This is a genomic window from Comamonas sp. SCN 65-56 (assembly GCF_001724135.1).
GTDB lineage: Bacteria > Pseudomonadota > Gammaproteobacteria > Burkholderiales > Burkholderiaceae_C > Comamonas_C.
This window is the reverse complement of record NZ_MEDS01000026.1, coordinates 1-14,528: the sequence shown is the minus strand read 5'-3', so window position 1 is coordinate 14,528 and position 14,528 is coordinate 1. Positions and strand designations below refer to the sequence as shown.

The window sequence follows — 14,528 nt, the reverse complement described above, 5'->3', positions numbered from 1 at the left end:
TTTCAGGTGTCCGGATGGGGGGCCGTGGACGCAGGCGACGGCGCATAGCGTGCCATCAGTGCGTTCTGCGCGCCCGCGCCGTCCAGCGCGCGCGGCGCCCTGGCGTAGCGGCCGTCCGGCTCCAGCGTCCAGGCGTCGCGGTCGTCGTGCAGGTAGGCCACCAGGCACTCGTCGATGATGCGCTGGCGCAGTTTGCGATCGGTCACCGGCCAGGCGATCTCCTCGCGCCGCAGCATGTTGCGGTTCATCCAGTCGGCGCTGGCCAGGTACAGCTCCTCCTGCGCGCCGGCGCAGAAGTAGAACACCCGGGTGTGCTCCAGAAACCGCCCGATGACCGAGCGCACGCGGATGTTGTCGGTGATGCCTGGCACCCGCGCGGGCAGCATGCAGGCGCCGCGCACGATCAGGTCGATGCGCGCGCCGCGCTGGCCCGCGCGCACCAGGGCGCGGATCAGGTCCTCGTCGGTCAGCGCGTTCATCTTGGCGACGATGCGCCCGCCCTCGCCGCGCTCGGCCGCCAGGCCCGCCGCGTCGATCTTGCCGATCAGGCTGCGCTGCAGCTCGAACGGCGCCAGCAGCAGCCGGCGCAGCTTCGGCAGGCGGTTCTGGTTGGCCAAGTGGTCGAACACGGCGTCCATGTCGGCCGTGACGTGCTCGTCGGCCGTCAGGTAGCTCAGATCGGTGTACAGGCGCGCGGTGCGCGGGTTGTAGTTGCCGGTGGACAGGTGTCCGTAGCGGCGCAGGCCGCTGCCCTCGCGGCGCGTCACCAGCAGCATCTTGGCGTGCGTCTTGAGGCCCACCACGCCATACACCACCTGCGCGCCGATGGACTCCAGCGCCTCGGCCCAGTTGATGTTGGCCTCCTCGTCGAAACGCGCCTTCAGCTCCACCACCGCCGTCACCTCCTTGCCGCGGTGCACCGCCTCACGCAGCAGCTCCATCAGCTCGGAATCGGCGCCGGTGCGGTAGATGGTCTGCTTGATGGCCAGCACCTGCGGGTCGCCCACGGCCTCGCGCAGGAAGGCCAGCACGCCATCAAAACTCTCGAACGGCTGGTGGATCAGCACGTCGCGCCGGCGCAGCCGCGCCAGGATGGCGCCGGCCTGCGGCAGCCGGGCCGGCCAGGCCGGGCGCCAGGGCGTGAACAGCAGCGCCGCATCGTCCACCAGGTCCACCAGCTGCCCCATGCGCACCAGATTGACGGGGCCATGCACCCGGTACAGCGCCGCCGCCGGCAGCGCGAACTGGGTTTGCAGGAAATCCGCCAGGACGGGCGAGCAGCCGGCCGAAACTTCCAGCCGCACCGCCTGCCCGTAGTGGCGGTGCTGCAGCCCCTGGCGCAGCGCGGTGCGCAGGTTGCGCACGTCGTCCTCGTCCACCGCCAGGTCCGAGTGGCGCGTGACGCGGAACTGCGAGAACTCGCACACCTGGCGCCCCGGAAACAGCTCGGCCAGGTGCGTGCGGATGATGCTCGACAGACTGACGAAACGCAGCCCCGTCGGCGCGACGCCGGCCGGCAGGCGCATCAGCCGCGGCAGCGCGCGCGGCACCTTGACGATGGCGATCTCGTTCTCGCGCCCGAAGGCGTCGCCGCCGCGCAGGCGCACGATGAAGTTCAGCGACTTGTTGGCCACCTGCGGGAACGGGTGCGCCGGGTCCAGCCCCACGGGGATCAGCAGCGGGCGCACCTCGCGCCGGAAGTACTCGCGCACCCAGCGCCGCTGCGCCAGCGTGCGCTCGCCGTGCGAGACGATGCGGATGCCATGCGCCGCGAACGCCGGCATCAGCGAATCGTTGTACAGCGCGTACTGGCGCGCCACCAGCGCGTGCGTCTTGAGCGACAGGGCCTCGAAGCTGCCGGCGCCGTAGCCGTCATCGGCGGTCTCGCCCGCCTGCGCCGCCCTGGCCGCGGCCAGATGGGCCGCGGCCCGCACCTCGAAGAACTCGTCCAGGTTGGACGAGACAATGCACAGGTAGCGCAGGCGCTCGAGCAGCGGCACGTCCTCGCGCACCGCCCAGTCCAGCACGCGCTCGTTGAAGGCCAGGATGCTGTGGTCGCGGTTCAGCAGCAGCAGGCGGGCGGGCGCAAGGGCCGCCGCCTCGGGTCCGTCACCAGCGGCGAACCCCGCGGCAGCGGGGTCGAGGGTCTGCACAGGCGTCATGCCGACGGAGTATTGGGTGCGCCGGTGACAATTTCATGACATCGGTGTCCGGCCCAAGGACAAACACCGATAAAAAACCGCCCCGAAAGACGGCTGCGCTGGGTGCGAGGCTGGGCTCAGGCCATCGCGCCCGCCGCCTGCATCGTGGCGCGGCGCAGATCGGCCTGGTGGTCCTGCGTACGCGTCTTGTGGCGCACCACCTGGCGATCGAGCTTGTCCATGAGTTCGTCGATCGCGGCATAGAGATCGAAGTGGCTGGCCTCGGCGAACAGATCGGAGCCCTTGACGCGGACGTTGCATTCGGCGCGCTGGCGCTTTTCCTTTTCCTTCTGCTTCTCGACGGTGAGCAGGACCTTGATGTCCACCACCTGGTCAAAGTGCCGGATGAGACGTTCCAGCTTGGACGTGACGTAGCCGCGCAAGGCGGGGGTCACTTCGAGATGATGGCCGCTGATCGTCAAATTCATGAAACTCTCCTGTAGTTCACGGTGGAAGAATGCCGCCCGGTGCCGGGCGGCCGACGAACCTGTCCTGTCCCTTGGAGCCACTATGCACCGGGAAGTTGCGCCGCGCAAAGGACATCCGCCTGGCGCCAGTGGCTTTGCCCCGCAAGCGGTCGAAAAGACGGCACAATGGCGGGATTAGTCCGGGGTGCGGCGGTCTGCGTGGCACCGATTCGCACCATGACAGACACCGCTTCCAACGCCCTGCACACCTCCCGCATCACCTCGCTGCCGCTCTTGGCGCGCGGCAAGGTGCGCGACAACTACGCGGTAGGCGACGACCGCATCCTGATGATCGCCAGCGACCGGCTCTCGGCGTTCGACGTGATCATGGGCGAACCCATCCCGGGCAAGGGCCAGCTGCTCACGCAGATGGCGCTGTTCTGGTTCGAGCGCCTCGCCCGCATCATTCCCAACCACCTGACGGGTGAAGCGCCCGAATCCGCCGTGACGGCCGAGGAACGGCCGCAGGTGCTGGGCCGCTCCATGCTGGTCCGGCGCCTGCAGCCCATCGCCATCGAGGCGGTGGTGCGCGGCTATCTGGCCGGCAGCGGCTGGAAGGAATACCAGGCGAGCCGCGAGGTCTGCGGCGTGCCGCTGCCCGCGGGCCTGACCAACGCGGCGCGCCTGCCGCACCCCATCTACACGCCCGCGGCCAAGGCGGCGTCGGGGCACGACGAGAACATCAGCTACGCGGCCACCGTGCAGATGGTGGGTGAGCCCCTCGCGGCAAAAATCCGCGACACCGCGATCGCGCTCTACGAGGCCGCCGCGGCGCATGCGCTGACCAAGGGGCTGATCATTGCCGACACCAAGTTCGAGTTTGGCCTGACCTCCTCCGGCGCGCTGGTGCTGATGGACGAGGTGCTCACGCCCCGCCGGCGCCAACCCGCCGAGCTTTGACAAGCAGTTCGTGCGCGACTGGCTGGAGCAGGCGCTGGTGGACGGCAAACCCTGGAACAAGACCGCGCCGGCACCCCGTCTGCCGCAGGAAGTGATCGCCAAAACCTCCGCCAAGTACCGCGAAGCCTTAGCGCGCCTCACCGCCTGAACGCGTCGGGCCGGGGTGCGAACGGCGGCACGCCGTCCTCTTGCGCTTCAAATGTCAGCAATGCCTTGCCGTCACTGCCACGCAACTCCAGGCGCCTGTCCTTCTGCCAGTAGGAGACCACCTGGGGCAGGCGCTCAAAAAACCCTGCCTCGCTCGACCCGCCATCCAGACACAGGCGCAAGGTGGCGCTGAGCCCGAAAAACCGCAGCGACTGTCCCTGCAGCCGGTACTGCCCACCAAAGCGGTTGCAGCCGCCAGAGCCTGTCACCCGTGCCTCAGCGCCATGCAACAGCAAATGTGCAGGCTGCGCCTGCGCCGCAGGCAGGCCGACCAGCGGGCCGCCACCCGCGATGTCCACCAGACGCCACCAGGTTTGCTGCAGCGCCACCGCTGCCTGGGCTTGCGCCGTCGCCACCGCTGCCAGCAACACATCGACACGGCGCAGCGCCGGATCGAGCAGCACCACCACGTCCTCGGGGCTGTGCAGGATCAAGCCGTCGCCCTGCAAGACGCTGGCGCGCACCTCGTGGCGCAGGCCCGGAGTGACCGCCGCCTGGCGATAGGGCAGTGCCAAGGCATAGGGCGGACTGCCTGCGTCATCGATGCGCTGGCGCGCCAGCACGACGGGAGGCGCGCCGCCACCCGGCCATTGCAGCAGCGCAGCTTCGAAAACGCTGTCCCCGGGCAGACTGACCCGCTGGCGCGTGAGCGCGACCCCGCTGAGCAATGCGTCCGGCGGCGGCACGCTGGCACAACCGGCGAGCCCCAACGCCGCCAGCGCCAGCGCGGCACCGGCAAGGCGCATCAGCTGAGCACGACGCTCGACAGCCGCCTGCGGTAGCTGGCCACTACCGGGTCCTCGGGCGGAATCTGACCATCGGCCACCTTGACCTTGGGCGGCTCGATCAGGTCAAGCACCGCGACATAAGCCTTGCGCGCCGCGTCCTCGTTCCAGGCCTTGTCACGCATCAGGATCTCGAGCAGTTCATCCATGGCATCGGTCCAGTGTTGACCGGCGATCAAAACGCGCGCACGTCCAAAGCGGGCCGCAAAGTCGCGTTTGTTGGCTGCAATTTTTGCGTCAAAACCAGCCATTGCGCTTTGTGCATCTGCGGTTTCAGCTACAAAATCGATGGCATTGATCCACAGTTGCAACGCCGCCAGATGGCGCGAGATCTCGACCTTGGCGGCGACCGGCGCGAAGGCCATCTTGGCGGCGTCAAGCTGGCCCTGCTGCAGCAGGAATTTCACCAGCTCAAAACGAGCGTCGTCGTTGGCCGGCGCCGCATCCACCGCGGCCTGCAGCGCTTCCAGGGTGGTGCCAGCGTCAGCATTTTCCTCAAGCGCCCCGGCAGGCTCTTCAGGCATTTCATCGGCCGGCGGGAGATGCTTGTCCAGGAAAGCCCGCACCTGGCTCTCGGGCAGCGCGCCCATGAAGCCATCCACCGGCTGGCCGTTCATCATCAGCACCACCGTCGGGATGCTGCGCACGCCGAACATGGCGGCGAGTTGCTGCTCCTGGTCGGAATCGACCTTGGCGAGCTTGAAGCGCCCGCCGTAGTCCGCCTCCAGCTTTTCCAATATGGGGCCCAGCGTCTTGCACGGGCCGCACCAGGGCGCCCAGAAGTCGACGAGGACAGGGGTGGTCATCGAGGCGGCGATGACCTCGGCTTCAAAATTCTGCGTGGTGACATCCATGGCAATCCATTCCTGCAAAGGCGCTGTGCGCCCGATTGTCTGGCAAACCAGTCAGTTGCAGGCACGAGTCACTAAAATCAAGGGCCTTGCACCGCATGGCGCGCTTGCCGCGCCCCAACCATGAATTCCATCGACATCGGCGTTGTCATGGGCTCTTCCAGCGACTGGGAGACCCTGCAGCATGCCGTCGCCATCCTGCAGCAATTCGAGATCCCGCACGAGGCGCAGGTGGTCTCGGCCCACCGCATGCCCGACGCGATGTTTGCCTATGCCGAAAGCGCCGCCGCCCGCGGCATGAAGGCCATCATCGCCGGCGCCGGCGGCGCGGCCCACCTGCCGGGGATGCTGGCGGCCAAGACCACCGTGCCGGTGCTGGGCGTGCCGGTGGCCAGCCGCCACCTGCAGGGCGTGGATTCGCTCTATTCCATCGTGCAGATGCCCAGGGGTGTGCCGGTGGCCACGTTTGCCATCGGCGCCGCGGGCGCCGCCAACGCCGCGCTGTTTGCCGTGGCGCTGCTGGCCAATGAACGCCCTGCTTTGCGTGAGCGTCTGCAAGCCTTCCGGGCCGAGCAGACCGCGGCGGCGCAAGCGATGCAATTGCCGCCGGTGGCGCCATGAGCCACGGCATGATCCTGCCCGGCGCAACGCTGGGGGTGCTGGGCGGCGGACAGCTCGGGCGCATGTTCGTGCACGCAGCGCAGAAGATGGGCTACTTCACGGCGGTGCTCGACCCGGATGCGGACAGTCCGGCGGGGCGCGTCAGCCATCACCACATTCGCACCGGCTACCAAGACCCGCAGGGCCTGGCGGAGCTGGCCCGCCTCTGCGCGGCGGTAACCACCGAGTTCGAGAACGTGCCCGCCGCGGCGCTGCAAACCCTGGCGCATGAACGGCCGGTGGCGCCGTCGGCCGATGCAGTTGCCATCGCCCAGCACCGGGCGCGGGAGAAAGCCCATTTCGAGCGCTGCGGCGTCCCCGTGGCGCCACATGCGGTGATCGAATCCCCAGAGCAACTCGCCGCGGTAAGCAGCCATCTGCTGCCCGGCATTCTCAAGACCGCCACCCTGGGCTACGACGGCAAGGGTCAGGTGCGCGTGGGCACGCCGCAGGAGCTGGCGGCCGCATGGGAACAGCTGCGGCGCGCGCCCTGCGTGCTGGAAAAGCGCCTGCCGCTGGCCTTTGAATGCTCCGTCGTGCTGGCGCGCGGACAGGACGGCGCGATGGTGCAGCTGCCGGTGCAGCGCAACCTGCACCGGGGCGGCATCCTCGCCGTGACCGAAGTTCTCGAAGAAACCATGCCTGCCACCTTTACGCGCCAGGTCGTGGATGCTGCCCGATCGATCGCCGAGGGCATGGCTTACGTTGGCGTGCTGTGCATCGAATTCTTCGTGCTCGCTGACGGGCGCCTGGTGGTGAACGAAATCGCGCCGCGCCCGCACAACAGCGGGCACTGGAGCATCGACGGCGCCGACGTTTCACAGTTCGAGCTGCAGGTGCGCGCCATGACCGGCCTGCCACTGGTACAGCCGCGCCAACACAGCCCCGCCCTCATGCTGAACCTGCTCGGCGAGCTCTGGTTCGCGCGGGGCGCCGCCGCCAGCCCTCCGCCCTGGGACGAAGTGCTGGGCCTGCCCGGCTGCCACCTGCACCTGTACGGCAAGGCCGAAGCCCGCGCCGGGCGCAAGATGGGACACCTGACGGTGACCGGCAGCAGCAGCGCCGCGGTGCGCGCCACCGCGCTGCGCGTGGCGCAGATCCTCGGCATCGCGCCTTTCGAGGTGTAGGGCGGCTGCCTGCCATGGTCCTGGACGGCACCCTCGAACCCTCGATACAGGCAGCGGTACAGGCGCTGGCGCGCGGCGACCTGCTCGGCCTGCCCACCGAAACCGTCTACGGCCTGGCCGCCGACGCCGACAACGCGGCGGCCGTCGCCAGCATCTTCACGACCAAGGGACGACCCGCGAACCACCCGCTGATCGTGCACGTGGCCAACGCCGAGGCGGCGCTGCACTACGCCGACCACCTGCCGGCGTTTGCCCAGCGGCTGATGACCGCCTTCTGGCCCGGGCCGCTGACGCTCATCGTGCCGCGCCGCCATGGCGTGGCGCAGGCTGCCGCGGGCGGTCAAGACAGCGTCGGCCTGCGCTGCCCGGCCCACCCGGTGGCGCAGCAGGTGCTGGCCGCCTGCGCCGCGCACCAGCCGGCCATCCGGGGCCTGGCCGCGCCCAGTGCCAACCGCTTCGGCCGCGTCAGCCCCACCACTGCCCGGCATGTGCAGGACGAATTCGGCGATGCGCTGCTGGTGCTCGACGGCGGTGCCTGCAGCGTCGGCATCGAATCGACCATCATCGACTGCACACGTGGCGCCCCCGTGCTGCTGCGCCCCGGAATGCTGACAGGCGAGCAGATTTCCACTGTCTGCGGTCAGCGTGTTCTATTGAAAGAGGAGCTGCCAGCGCATGAACCACGGGCGTCAGGCACACTTTTGATGCACTACGCTCCCAAGGCGACCGTACGCCTGATGAGCGCCCAGGAACTGCAGACCGGCCTGAACCTGCTGGGTGAGGACGGAACACATGTCGCCGTCTATGCCCGCAGCACCCTGCGTGCCACGGCCAAGCACGCGCTGCTGCGGCGCATGCCCGACGATCCGGCAGCCGCGGCGCAGCAACTGTTTGCCCAGCTGCGCGCCTTCGACGATGTCGGCGCGCGCCTGATCTGGGTCGAAATCCCCCCCACCGCCGCCGCCTGGGACGGCGTGCGCGACCGGCTGCAGCGCGCGGCCGCCACACGCTGATTCGGGCTGATTCGGGCCCGGAGCACCGTTTACACTCGCTGCTTCTATTCGGAGAACGACCCCATGTCAGCACCTTGGTTGCGCCGCACCCTGCTTGCGGCGGCCTGCGCATCGACCGCTTGGCTCGCCGCCTGCGGCTCCAGCGTCGTCGACGGTTTCAAACCCCAGCGCATGATCGCCTTCGGCGACAGCATGGCCTATCTTGGCGACGCCTCCGGCAACGGCCGCTACACCGTGAACGATGGCAGCGTCAACAACTGGACGGTGCAGGTCGCGCAGCGCTACGGCCTCACGCTCAGCTCCAGCGCCGCCGGCGGCCAGAGCTACGCCCGGGGCAATGCACGCATCACCGCCAAACCCGACGCCGCGGGCAACGCCGGCACGCCAACGGTCAGCGAGCAGGTGGATGGCTTTCTCGCCACCCAGACGGTGCAGTCGGGCGACATGGTGCTGATCAGCGCCGGCACGGCCGACCTGATTGTCGGCATGATGGCGGTTCAGGCGGGCACGCAGACAGCGGATCAATACCTGGCGCAGGTGCGGCAGGCCGGCGAAGACCTGGCCACGCAAGTACGTCGTCTGGCCAATGCCAATTTGCATGTGGTCGTCAGCGGCGTCTATCGCCTGGGTCGCACCCCCTGGGCTGCGGCATTGGGGCAAAGCGACAGCAACAGCAACACCAGTCTGCTCACGCAGGCCAGCGACGCCTTCAACGCCACTCTGCTGCTCAAGATCGAAGATCTGGGCACACGCGTTCGCTATGTGGAGATGGCGGGTTACGTCAACCCCCTCGATGACAGCGTGCACCGCCCGTACAACTACATCGGCTTTGCCAACAGCACCAATCCGGTGTGCACCTCGATCGACTCCGGCGCAGGCATAGGCACGGGCGCAGGCCAGGTCAATTCCGCGCTGTGCACCAGCAGCACGCTGCTCCCCGGTGCCGACCCCACCAACTACGAGTTCGCCGACCAGATCTACGTCTCCCCCACCTCGCAGCGCCAGCTCGGAGACCACGCCTTCAACGACGTGCTGCGCGACACCTGGTGATTTCTCGCCTGCAGCACCGATGAAAAAACGCGCCCGAGGCGCGTTTTTTTCATGCCGGCATGCGCCGCCGCGTCATGCCTTCGCCATCACCCGCACCATCTCCAGGCACTTGTTGGAATAACCCCATTCGTTGTCGTACCAGGCCACGAGCTTGACGAAGTTCTTGTCCAGCGCAATGCCGGCGTCCGCGTCGAAGATGGAGGTGCGCGCATCACCACGGAAGTCGGTGGCCACCACCTTGTCGTCGGTATAGCCCAGCACGCCCTTGAGCGCGCCCTGTGCCTGCGCCTTCATCTCGGCCTTGATCTCTTCGTAGCTGGCTTCCTTCTCCAGCTCCACCGTCAGGTCCACGACCGACACATCGGAGGTCGGCACGCGAAAACTCATGCCAGTGAGCTTCTTGTTGAGCTCGGGAATGACCACGCCCACGGCCTTGGCGGCGCCGGTGCTGGACGGAATGATGTTCTCCAGTATGCCGCGCCCGCCGCGCCAGTCCTTGTTGGAAGGGCCGTCCACCGTCTTCTGCGTCGCCGTCGCGGCGTGCACCGTGGTCATCAGGCCGCGCTTGATGCCCCATTTGTCGTTCAGCACCTTGGCCACGGGCGCCAGGCAGTTGGTGGTGCAGGAAGCATTGGAGGCAATCGCCTCGCCGGCATAGGTTTTGTCGTTCACGCCGAAGACGAACATGGGAGTATCGTCCTTGGACGGCGCGGACATCAGCACCTTCTTGGCGCCAGCGGTGATGTGCTTTTGCGCGGTTTCCTTGGTCAGGAACAGGCCGGTGGATTCGAGCACGATGTCGGCGCCGATTTCGTTCCACTTGAGCGCCGCCGGGTCTTTTTCAGCCGTCAGGCGGATCTTCTTGCCGTTGACGATGAGCGTATTCCCATCGACCGCCACCTCACCGTCAAAACGGCCATGCACGCTGTCGTGCTTGAGCATGTAGGCGAGGTAGTCGGGCTCAAGCAAGTCGTTGATGCCGACGACCTCGATGTCGGGGAAGTTCTGGATCGCTGCGCGCAGCACATTGCGGCCGATGCGGCCAAAACCGTTGATGCCAAGCTTGATCGTCATGAGGTCACCCTTTCACAGTTGCTGAAGAATCATTTGCGGCGACGCACTAGCGCCGCCTGCACGGTCGCGGCAACGTTGTCTGCCGTGAAGCCAAAGTGCGGCAGCAGCACCTTGGCCGGTGCCGACTCGCCGAAACTGTCGATGCCAACCACCGCGGCACAGCCGTACTTCCACCAGCCTTCGCTCACGCCCATCTCCACCGCGATGCGCGGCAGGCCTTCGGGCAAAACCAGCTTCTTGTACTTGACCGACTCACGATCAAATGCAGTCGTACTCGGCATGGAAACTACGCGGACAGCTATCTTTTTGCCGGCAAGCAATTTTTGCGCCTCCAGTGCCAGAGACACCTCGGAACCGGTGGCGATGATCACCGCCTGGGCCTTTTTCTTCAGGCCGACAGCCTGTGGCTCGGCGAGCACATAGGCGCCGCGCGAGATGTCGCCCAGCGCCTTCTTGGGCAGATAGGGCAGGTTCTGGCGGCTGAGCAGCAGCGCGGTCGGGCGCTGCGCATTGGTCAGCGCGACGCTCCAGGCCACGGCGGTTTCTGCGGTATCGGCCGGGCGCCAGACGTCCAGGCCAGGAATCAGGCGCAGGCTGGCCGCATGCTCCACCGGCTGGTGCGTCGGGCCGTCCTCGCCCAGGCCGATGCTGTCGTGCGTGAAAACATGGATCACGCGCTGCTTCATCAGCGCCGCCATGCGGATGGCATTGCGGCTGTAGTCGCTGAAGGTCAGGAAGGTGCCGCCATACGGAATGAAGCCGCCGTGCAGCGCGATGCCGTTCATGATCGCGGCCATGCCGAACTCGCGCACGCCGTAGTTGATGTGGCGTCCGCCCTGGCCCGCCTCGTTCATCACCACCGCGCCGGCCGCGTCAAAGCGCAGTTGCGGCGTGCTCTTGGTGTTGGTGAGGTTGGAGCCGGTCAGGTCGGCGCTGCCGCCGAGCAGCTCGGGAATCTTCGCCGTCAGCGGTTCAAGCGTGATCTGGCTTGCCTTGCGGCTGGCCACGGTCTCCTGTCGGGTGTGGGCCTCGACGACGGCGTCCACCGCGGTCTGCGCGAAGCTCTTGGGCAGCTCGCCCGCCATGCGGCGCGTGAACTCGCTGGCCATTTCCGGGTACGCCGCCGCATAGGCGGCAAAACGCTCGTTCCACGCCGCCTCGCGCCCCGCCCCTGCCGCCTTGGCATCCCAGTCGGCGTAGACTTCGGCAGGAATCTCGAATGGTGCGTGGTTCCAACCCAGCGCGGCGCGCGTGAGCGCGATTTCATCCGCCCCCAGCGGCTCGCCGTGCGCCTTGGCGGTATCCGCGCGGTTGGGACTGCCGTGCCCGATGTGGGTCTTGCAGATGATGAGCGTGGGGCGCTCCGTCTCCTCGCGCGCCTGGGCGATGGCAGCGTCCACGACATCCGGGTTGTGCCCGTCGATCGGGCCGATCACGCTCCACTGGTAAGCGTTGAAGCGCTGCGCCACATCGTCCACATACCAGGGGCTGACCTGGCCGTCGATGCTGATGCCGTTGTCGTCGTACAGCGCGATGAGCTTGTTGAGTTTCCAGGCACCCGCCAGCGCGCAGGCCTCGTGGCTGATGCCTTCCATCAGGCAGCCGTCGCCCAGGAAGACGTAGGTGTGGTGATCGACGATGGCGTGGCCATCACGGTTGAATTCGGCGGCCAGCAGCTTTTCGGCCAGCGCCATGCCGACCGCGTTCGTCACGCCCTGGCCCAGTGGGCCGGTGGTGGTTTCCACGCCCGGCGTCACTCCGACCTCGGGGTGACCGGCGGTCTTGCTGTGCAGCTGACGGAAGTTCTTCAGCTCGGCCATCGGCAGGTCGTAGCCCGTCAGATGCAGCAAGGCATAGATGAGCATGGAACCGTGGCCGTTGGACAGCACGAAGCGGTCGCGATTGGCCCAGTGTGGATGGGCCGGGTTGTGCGACAGATGCCGCCCCCAGAGTGCCACCGCCATGTCGGCCATGCCCATGGGCGCGCCGGGGTGGCCGGAGTTGGCAAGTTGAACGGCATCCATCGCGAGCGCACGGATTGCGTTCGCCATTTGTGAGGCATTGGCCATGGGGAGGGCGCGCGCCAGCGCGCAGGTGCACGAGAACGTTCTATTTTACTGGCGCGGCCAGAGCGCCCACAGGCGCAGGCCTTGTTTCAGGCGCCCCGCCAGAGCACCCGCTGCATCGCCCGAGCCCGCGAAATAGTCCGCGCGCACCGCGCCGACGATGGCGCTGCCCGTATCCTGCGCCATCACCAGGCGATCGAGCCGGACGACCGGCCCCTCGCTGACCAGCCACACCGGCGTGCCATACGGGATGCTGGTGCGGTCCACCGCAATCGAGCGCCCGGGCGTGAGCGGCACGCCTTGCGCACCCCGCGGCCCCTCGTCCGCAGCAACACCGTCGAGTGGTTCTTCGCGAAAAAAAACATAGCGCGGATTGCCCCAGAGCATCTCCTGCACCCGGCCCGGATTGGACTGCGCCCACGCGCTGATGCCCGGCCAGGTGGCGTCGCGCACCAGGCCGCGGTCGAGCAGCCAGCGTCCCACGCTCTGATAAGGCTGGTTATTGGTTGCGGCATAGGCCAGGCGCACCAGGCGTGTGCTGCCATCGGGCTCATGCAAGCGCAGGCGCCCCGTGCCCTGGATATGCAGCACCATGGCCTGCACCGGGTCGCGCACCCAGGCGATCACGCGCCCCGCCAGCTGCGCCTGCACCTGTGAATCGCTCTCGATCTGCTGGCGCGTGTACCAGGGTTGTTTGGCCGGCAGGCCCGGCGGTGGTGCATAGATCGGCACCTCGAAACCATTGCCTCGCACCCGCGCGCCTTCGAGCACGGGCTCGAAATAGCTGGTCAGCAGACCATTGAGGTTGCCATCCTGCGCCTCGATGCGGTAGGGCTGCAGGCGCTGCTGCATCCAGGCACGCTGCTCCTCTTCGCCAGCAATCGCCAGGCGCCTCACCTCGGGACACAGGGGCACAAACGCCGGCGCCGGGCGCTCGCAGTTGCGCAGCCACGCCTGCCAAGCTTCATGCATTGCATCCTGCTGCCAGCCCGGCAGATCGTTCCAATCCACCGGCACCCAGCGGCTGCGGTACCCCGCGAGCGTGCCCGGAACCGCCAGCGGCCCGCCCAGCGGGCCCAGGCGCGGCGGACCCAGCGTTCCAGCCTCGCCACTTGGCTCAGCCACAGGTGGCGCGGGCGGGCGCGTGCCGCACGCGGTCAGCACTCCTACAATCGCAACAACGATGATTTGACGCAAGAGACTGAGCGACATGCTGCTGATTTTCCTTGAAGCCCTGCTGGCGCTGGTGCTCTTTCTGCTGTTGATCTGGTGGACCATGTTTTCCGGCCGCAAGAAGGGCGAACTGCATGCGGACCAGGACCCGGCAGACGATACCGAATCACCCGGTTCCAAGCGTCCATGAAAGGAAAGACACCATGCGCACATTGATCATTTCGACTGTAGCGGCCGCGGCACTGCTCACCGGCTGCGCCAACATGAGCGACACCCAGCGTCACACTGCCACCGGCGCCGGCGTGGGCGCGCTGGGGGGCGCGGCGCTGGGGGCTATTGTGGGCGGCAGCGCAGGCACGGGCGCGGTGATTGGTGCGGGTGCCGGCGCACTGGGCGGCTACATCTGGTCGCAGCACATGGAAAAGCAGAAGCGCGAGATGCAGGCCGCCACGCAAGGCACCGGCGTGGCGGTGACGCAGACGGCGGACAACCAGCTCAAGCTCGATATCCCCAGCGATATCTCGTTTGCCACCGGGCGCGCCGATATCCAGCCCAATTTCCGCGCCATCCTGGACCGTTTTGCCAGCGGCCTGCGCGCCAGCCCGAACGCCGACGTGCGCATCATCGGCCACACCGATTCGACCGGCTCGGATGCGATCAACAACCCGCTGTCGCTGGAGCGCGCCACCAGCGTGCGCAACTACCTGGCGGACCGCGGCGTGAACGCGGCGCATGTCCAGGTGGCCGGTCGTGGCTCGCGCGAGCCGATCGCCAGCAACGACACGGCCGAAGGCCGTGCGCGCAACCGCCGTGTGGAAATCTACGTCGGCGATCGCCAGCAGGGTTGACCTCCCCACTAGGGAGTGTTAACACTAATTGAATGAATGGTTCGGATGAATGACACTGCTGACCATGGAGATCACACCCGAGCAATTCGCCCTTATCGAACATTGT

General features: G+C 67.4%; 13 protein-coding genes and 1 pseudogene. 7 read left to right on the top strand and 7 right to left on the bottom strand.

Translation table 11 applies throughout. The features are described from left to right. Positions 1-2: 2 nt before the first annotated feature. Positions 3-2,162, bottom strand: a complete 2,160-nt coding sequence (gene ppk1, locus ABS45_RS15875) for a polyphosphate kinase 1 (RefSeq protein ID WP_291557345.1) — start codon at positions 2,160-2,162, stop codon at positions 3-5. Between the two features lie 116 nt (positions 2,163-2,278). Then, positions 2,279-2,629 (bottom strand): ribosome-associated translation inhibitor RaiA, encoded by a 351-nt coding sequence (gene raiA / locus ABS45_RS15870; RefSeq protein ID WP_024539721.1) that lies wholly within the window; start codon positions 2,627-2,629, stop codon positions 2,279-2,281. Positions 2,630-2,845: 216 nt separating this feature from the next. Here raiA and ABS45_RS15865 point away from each other — a divergent pair. Then, positions 2,846-3,716, top strand: a pseudogene (locus ABS45_RS15865) (phosphoribosylaminoimidazolesuccinocarboxamide synthase). On the opposite strand, the gene ABS45_RS15860 reads toward ABS45_RS15865, so the two are convergent. Both ABS45_RS15860 and trxA read right to left on the bottom strand, forming a co-directional pair. Then, positions 3,706-4,521 carry an META domain-containing protein gene (locus ABS45_RS15860; protein WP_291557342.1) on the bottom strand — a complete coding sequence of 272 codons (816 nt, stop codon included), beginning with the start codon at positions 4,519-4,521 and terminating at the stop codon, positions 3,706-3,708. The pseudogene ABS45_RS15865 and the gene ABS45_RS15860 overlap by 11 nt on opposite strands. Further along, complete coding sequence (trxA, locus tag ABS45_RS15855; RefSeq protein ID WP_291557340.1) at positions 4,521-5,414, bottom strand: thioredoxin; 894 nt, start codon at positions 5,412-5,414, stop codon at positions 4,521-4,523. Before trxA ends, ABS45_RS15860 begins: the two co-directional genes overlap by 1 nt. Positions 5,415-5,534: 120 nt before the next feature. On the opposite strand from trxA, the gene purE reads away from it, so the two are divergent. From purE to ABS45_RS15835, 4 genes are all read left to right on the top strand, one after another. Continuing rightward, the gene (gene purE / locus ABS45_RS15850; protein ID WP_291557336.1) at positions 5,535-6,032 is read left to right on the top strand and encodes a 5-(carboxyamino)imidazole ribonucleotide mutase; all 498 of its coding nucleotides are present in this window, start codon (positions 5,535-5,537) and stop codon (positions 6,030-6,032) included. Next, the gene (locus ABS45_RS15845) at positions 6,029-7,198 is read left to right on the top strand and encodes a 5-(carboxyamino)imidazole ribonucleotide synthase (RefSeq protein ID WP_291557332.1); all 1,170 of its coding nucleotides are present in this window, start codon (positions 6,029-6,031) and stop codon (positions 7,196-7,198) included. Before purE ends, ABS45_RS15845 begins: the two co-directional genes overlap by 4 nt. Positions 7,199-7,212: 14 nt before the next feature. Beyond that, positions 7,213-8,211, top strand: a complete 999-nt coding sequence (locus ABS45_RS15840; RefSeq protein ID WP_291557329.1) for an L-threonylcarbamoyladenylate synthase — start codon at positions 7,213-7,215, stop codon at positions 8,209-8,211. 63 nt (positions 8,212-8,274) lie between these two features. After that, on the top strand, positions 8,275-9,261 hold the full coding sequence (locus ABS45_RS15835) for an SGNH/GDSL hydrolase family protein (RefSeq protein ID WP_291557327.1): 987 nt from the start codon (positions 8,275-8,277) through the stop codon (positions 9,259-9,261). 72 nt (positions 9,262-9,333) lie between these two features. Here the strand turns inward: ABS45_RS15835 and gap are convergent, their stop codons facing one another. Genes gap through ABS45_RS15820 form a run of 3 tightly spaced genes read right to left on the bottom strand, consistent with a single transcriptional unit; the run spans position 9,334 to position 13,679 of the window. Further along, complete coding sequence (gap, locus tag ABS45_RS15830; RefSeq protein WP_291557325.1) at positions 9,334-10,335, bottom strand: type I glyceraldehyde-3-phosphate dehydrogenase; 1,002 nt, start codon at positions 10,333-10,335, stop codon at positions 9,334-9,336. Positions 10,336-10,364: 29 nt separating this feature from the next. Continuing rightward, positions 10,365-12,404, bottom strand: a complete 2,040-nt coding sequence (gene tkt / locus ABS45_RS15825; protein WP_291557323.1) for a transketolase — start codon at positions 12,402-12,404, stop codon at positions 10,365-10,367. 45 nt (positions 12,405-12,449) lie between these two features. After that, the gene (locus ABS45_RS15820; protein ID WP_291557320.1) at positions 12,450-13,679 is read right to left on the bottom strand and encodes an MltA domain-containing protein; all 1,230 of its coding nucleotides are present in this window, start codon (positions 13,677-13,679) and stop codon (positions 12,450-12,452) included. On the opposite strand from ABS45_RS15820, the gene ABS45_RS15815 reads away from it, so the two are divergent. Both ABS45_RS15815 and ABS45_RS15810 read left to right on the top strand, forming a co-directional pair. Next, complete coding sequence (locus tag ABS45_RS15815; protein WP_291557317.1) at positions 13,612-13,764, top strand: hypothetical protein; 153 nt, start codon at positions 13,612-13,614, stop codon at positions 13,762-13,764. The two genes, ABS45_RS15820 and ABS45_RS15815, sit on opposite strands and share 68 nt — an antisense overlap. Before the next feature lie 13 nt (positions 13,765-13,777). Further along, positions 13,778-14,422, top strand: a complete 645-nt coding sequence (locus ABS45_RS15810; RefSeq protein WP_291557315.1) for an OmpA family protein — start codon at positions 13,778-13,780, stop codon at positions 14,420-14,422. The last annotated feature ends 106 nt before the right edge of the window (positions 14,423-14,528 follow it).

Excerpts from the sequence above, each read along its gene's own strand:
- tkt (WP_291557323.1), bottom strand. The coding sequence starts at position 12,404 with ATGGCCAATGCCTCACAAATGGCGAACGCAATCCGTGCGCTCGCGATG.
- ABS45_RS15835 (WP_291557327.1), top strand. The coding sequence starts at position 8,275 with ATGTCAGCACCTTGGTTGCGCCGCACCCTGCTTGCGGCGGCCTGCGCA.
- ABS45_RS15815 (WP_291557317.1), top strand. The coding sequence starts at position 13,612 with ATGCTGCTGATTTTCCTTGAAGCCCTGCTGGCGCTGGTGCTCTTTCTG.
- trxA (WP_291557340.1), bottom strand. The coding sequence starts at position 5,414 with ATGGATGTCACCACGCAGAATTTTGAAGCCGAGGTCATCGCCGCCTCG.
- raiA (WP_024539721.1), bottom strand. The coding sequence starts at position 2,629 with ATGAATTTGACGATCAGCGGCCATCATCTCGAAGTGACCCCCGCCTTG.
- ABS45_RS15840 (WP_291557329.1), top strand. The coding sequence starts at position 7,213 with ATGGTCCTGGACGGCACCCTCGAACCCTCGATACAGGCAGCGGTACAG.
- ABS45_RS15810 (WP_291557315.1), top strand. The coding sequence starts at position 13,778 with ATGCGCACATTGATCATTTCGACTGTAGCGGCCGCGGCACTGCTCACC.
- gap (WP_291557325.1), bottom strand. The coding sequence starts at position 10,335 with ATGACGATCAAGCTTGGCATCAACGGTTTTGGCCGCATCGGCCGCAAT.
- ABS45_RS15860 (WP_291557342.1), bottom strand. The coding sequence starts at position 4,521 with ATGCGCCTTGCCGGTGCCGCGCTGGCGCTGGCGGCGTTGGGGCTCGCC.
- purE (WP_291557336.1), top strand. The coding sequence starts at position 5,535 with ATGAATTCCATCGACATCGGCGTTGTCATGGGCTCTTCCAGCGACTGG.
- ABS45_RS15845 (WP_291557332.1), top strand. The coding sequence starts at position 6,029 with ATGAGCCACGGCATGATCCTGCCCGGCGCAACGCTGGGGGTGCTGGGC.
- ppk1 (WP_291557345.1), bottom strand. The coding sequence starts at position 2,162 with ATGACGCCTGTGCAGACCCTCGACCCCGCTGCCGCGGGGTTCGCCGCT.
- ABS45_RS15820 (WP_291557320.1), bottom strand. The coding sequence starts at position 13,679 with ATGGTCCACCAGATCAACAGCAGAAAGAGCACCAGCGCCAGCAGGGCT.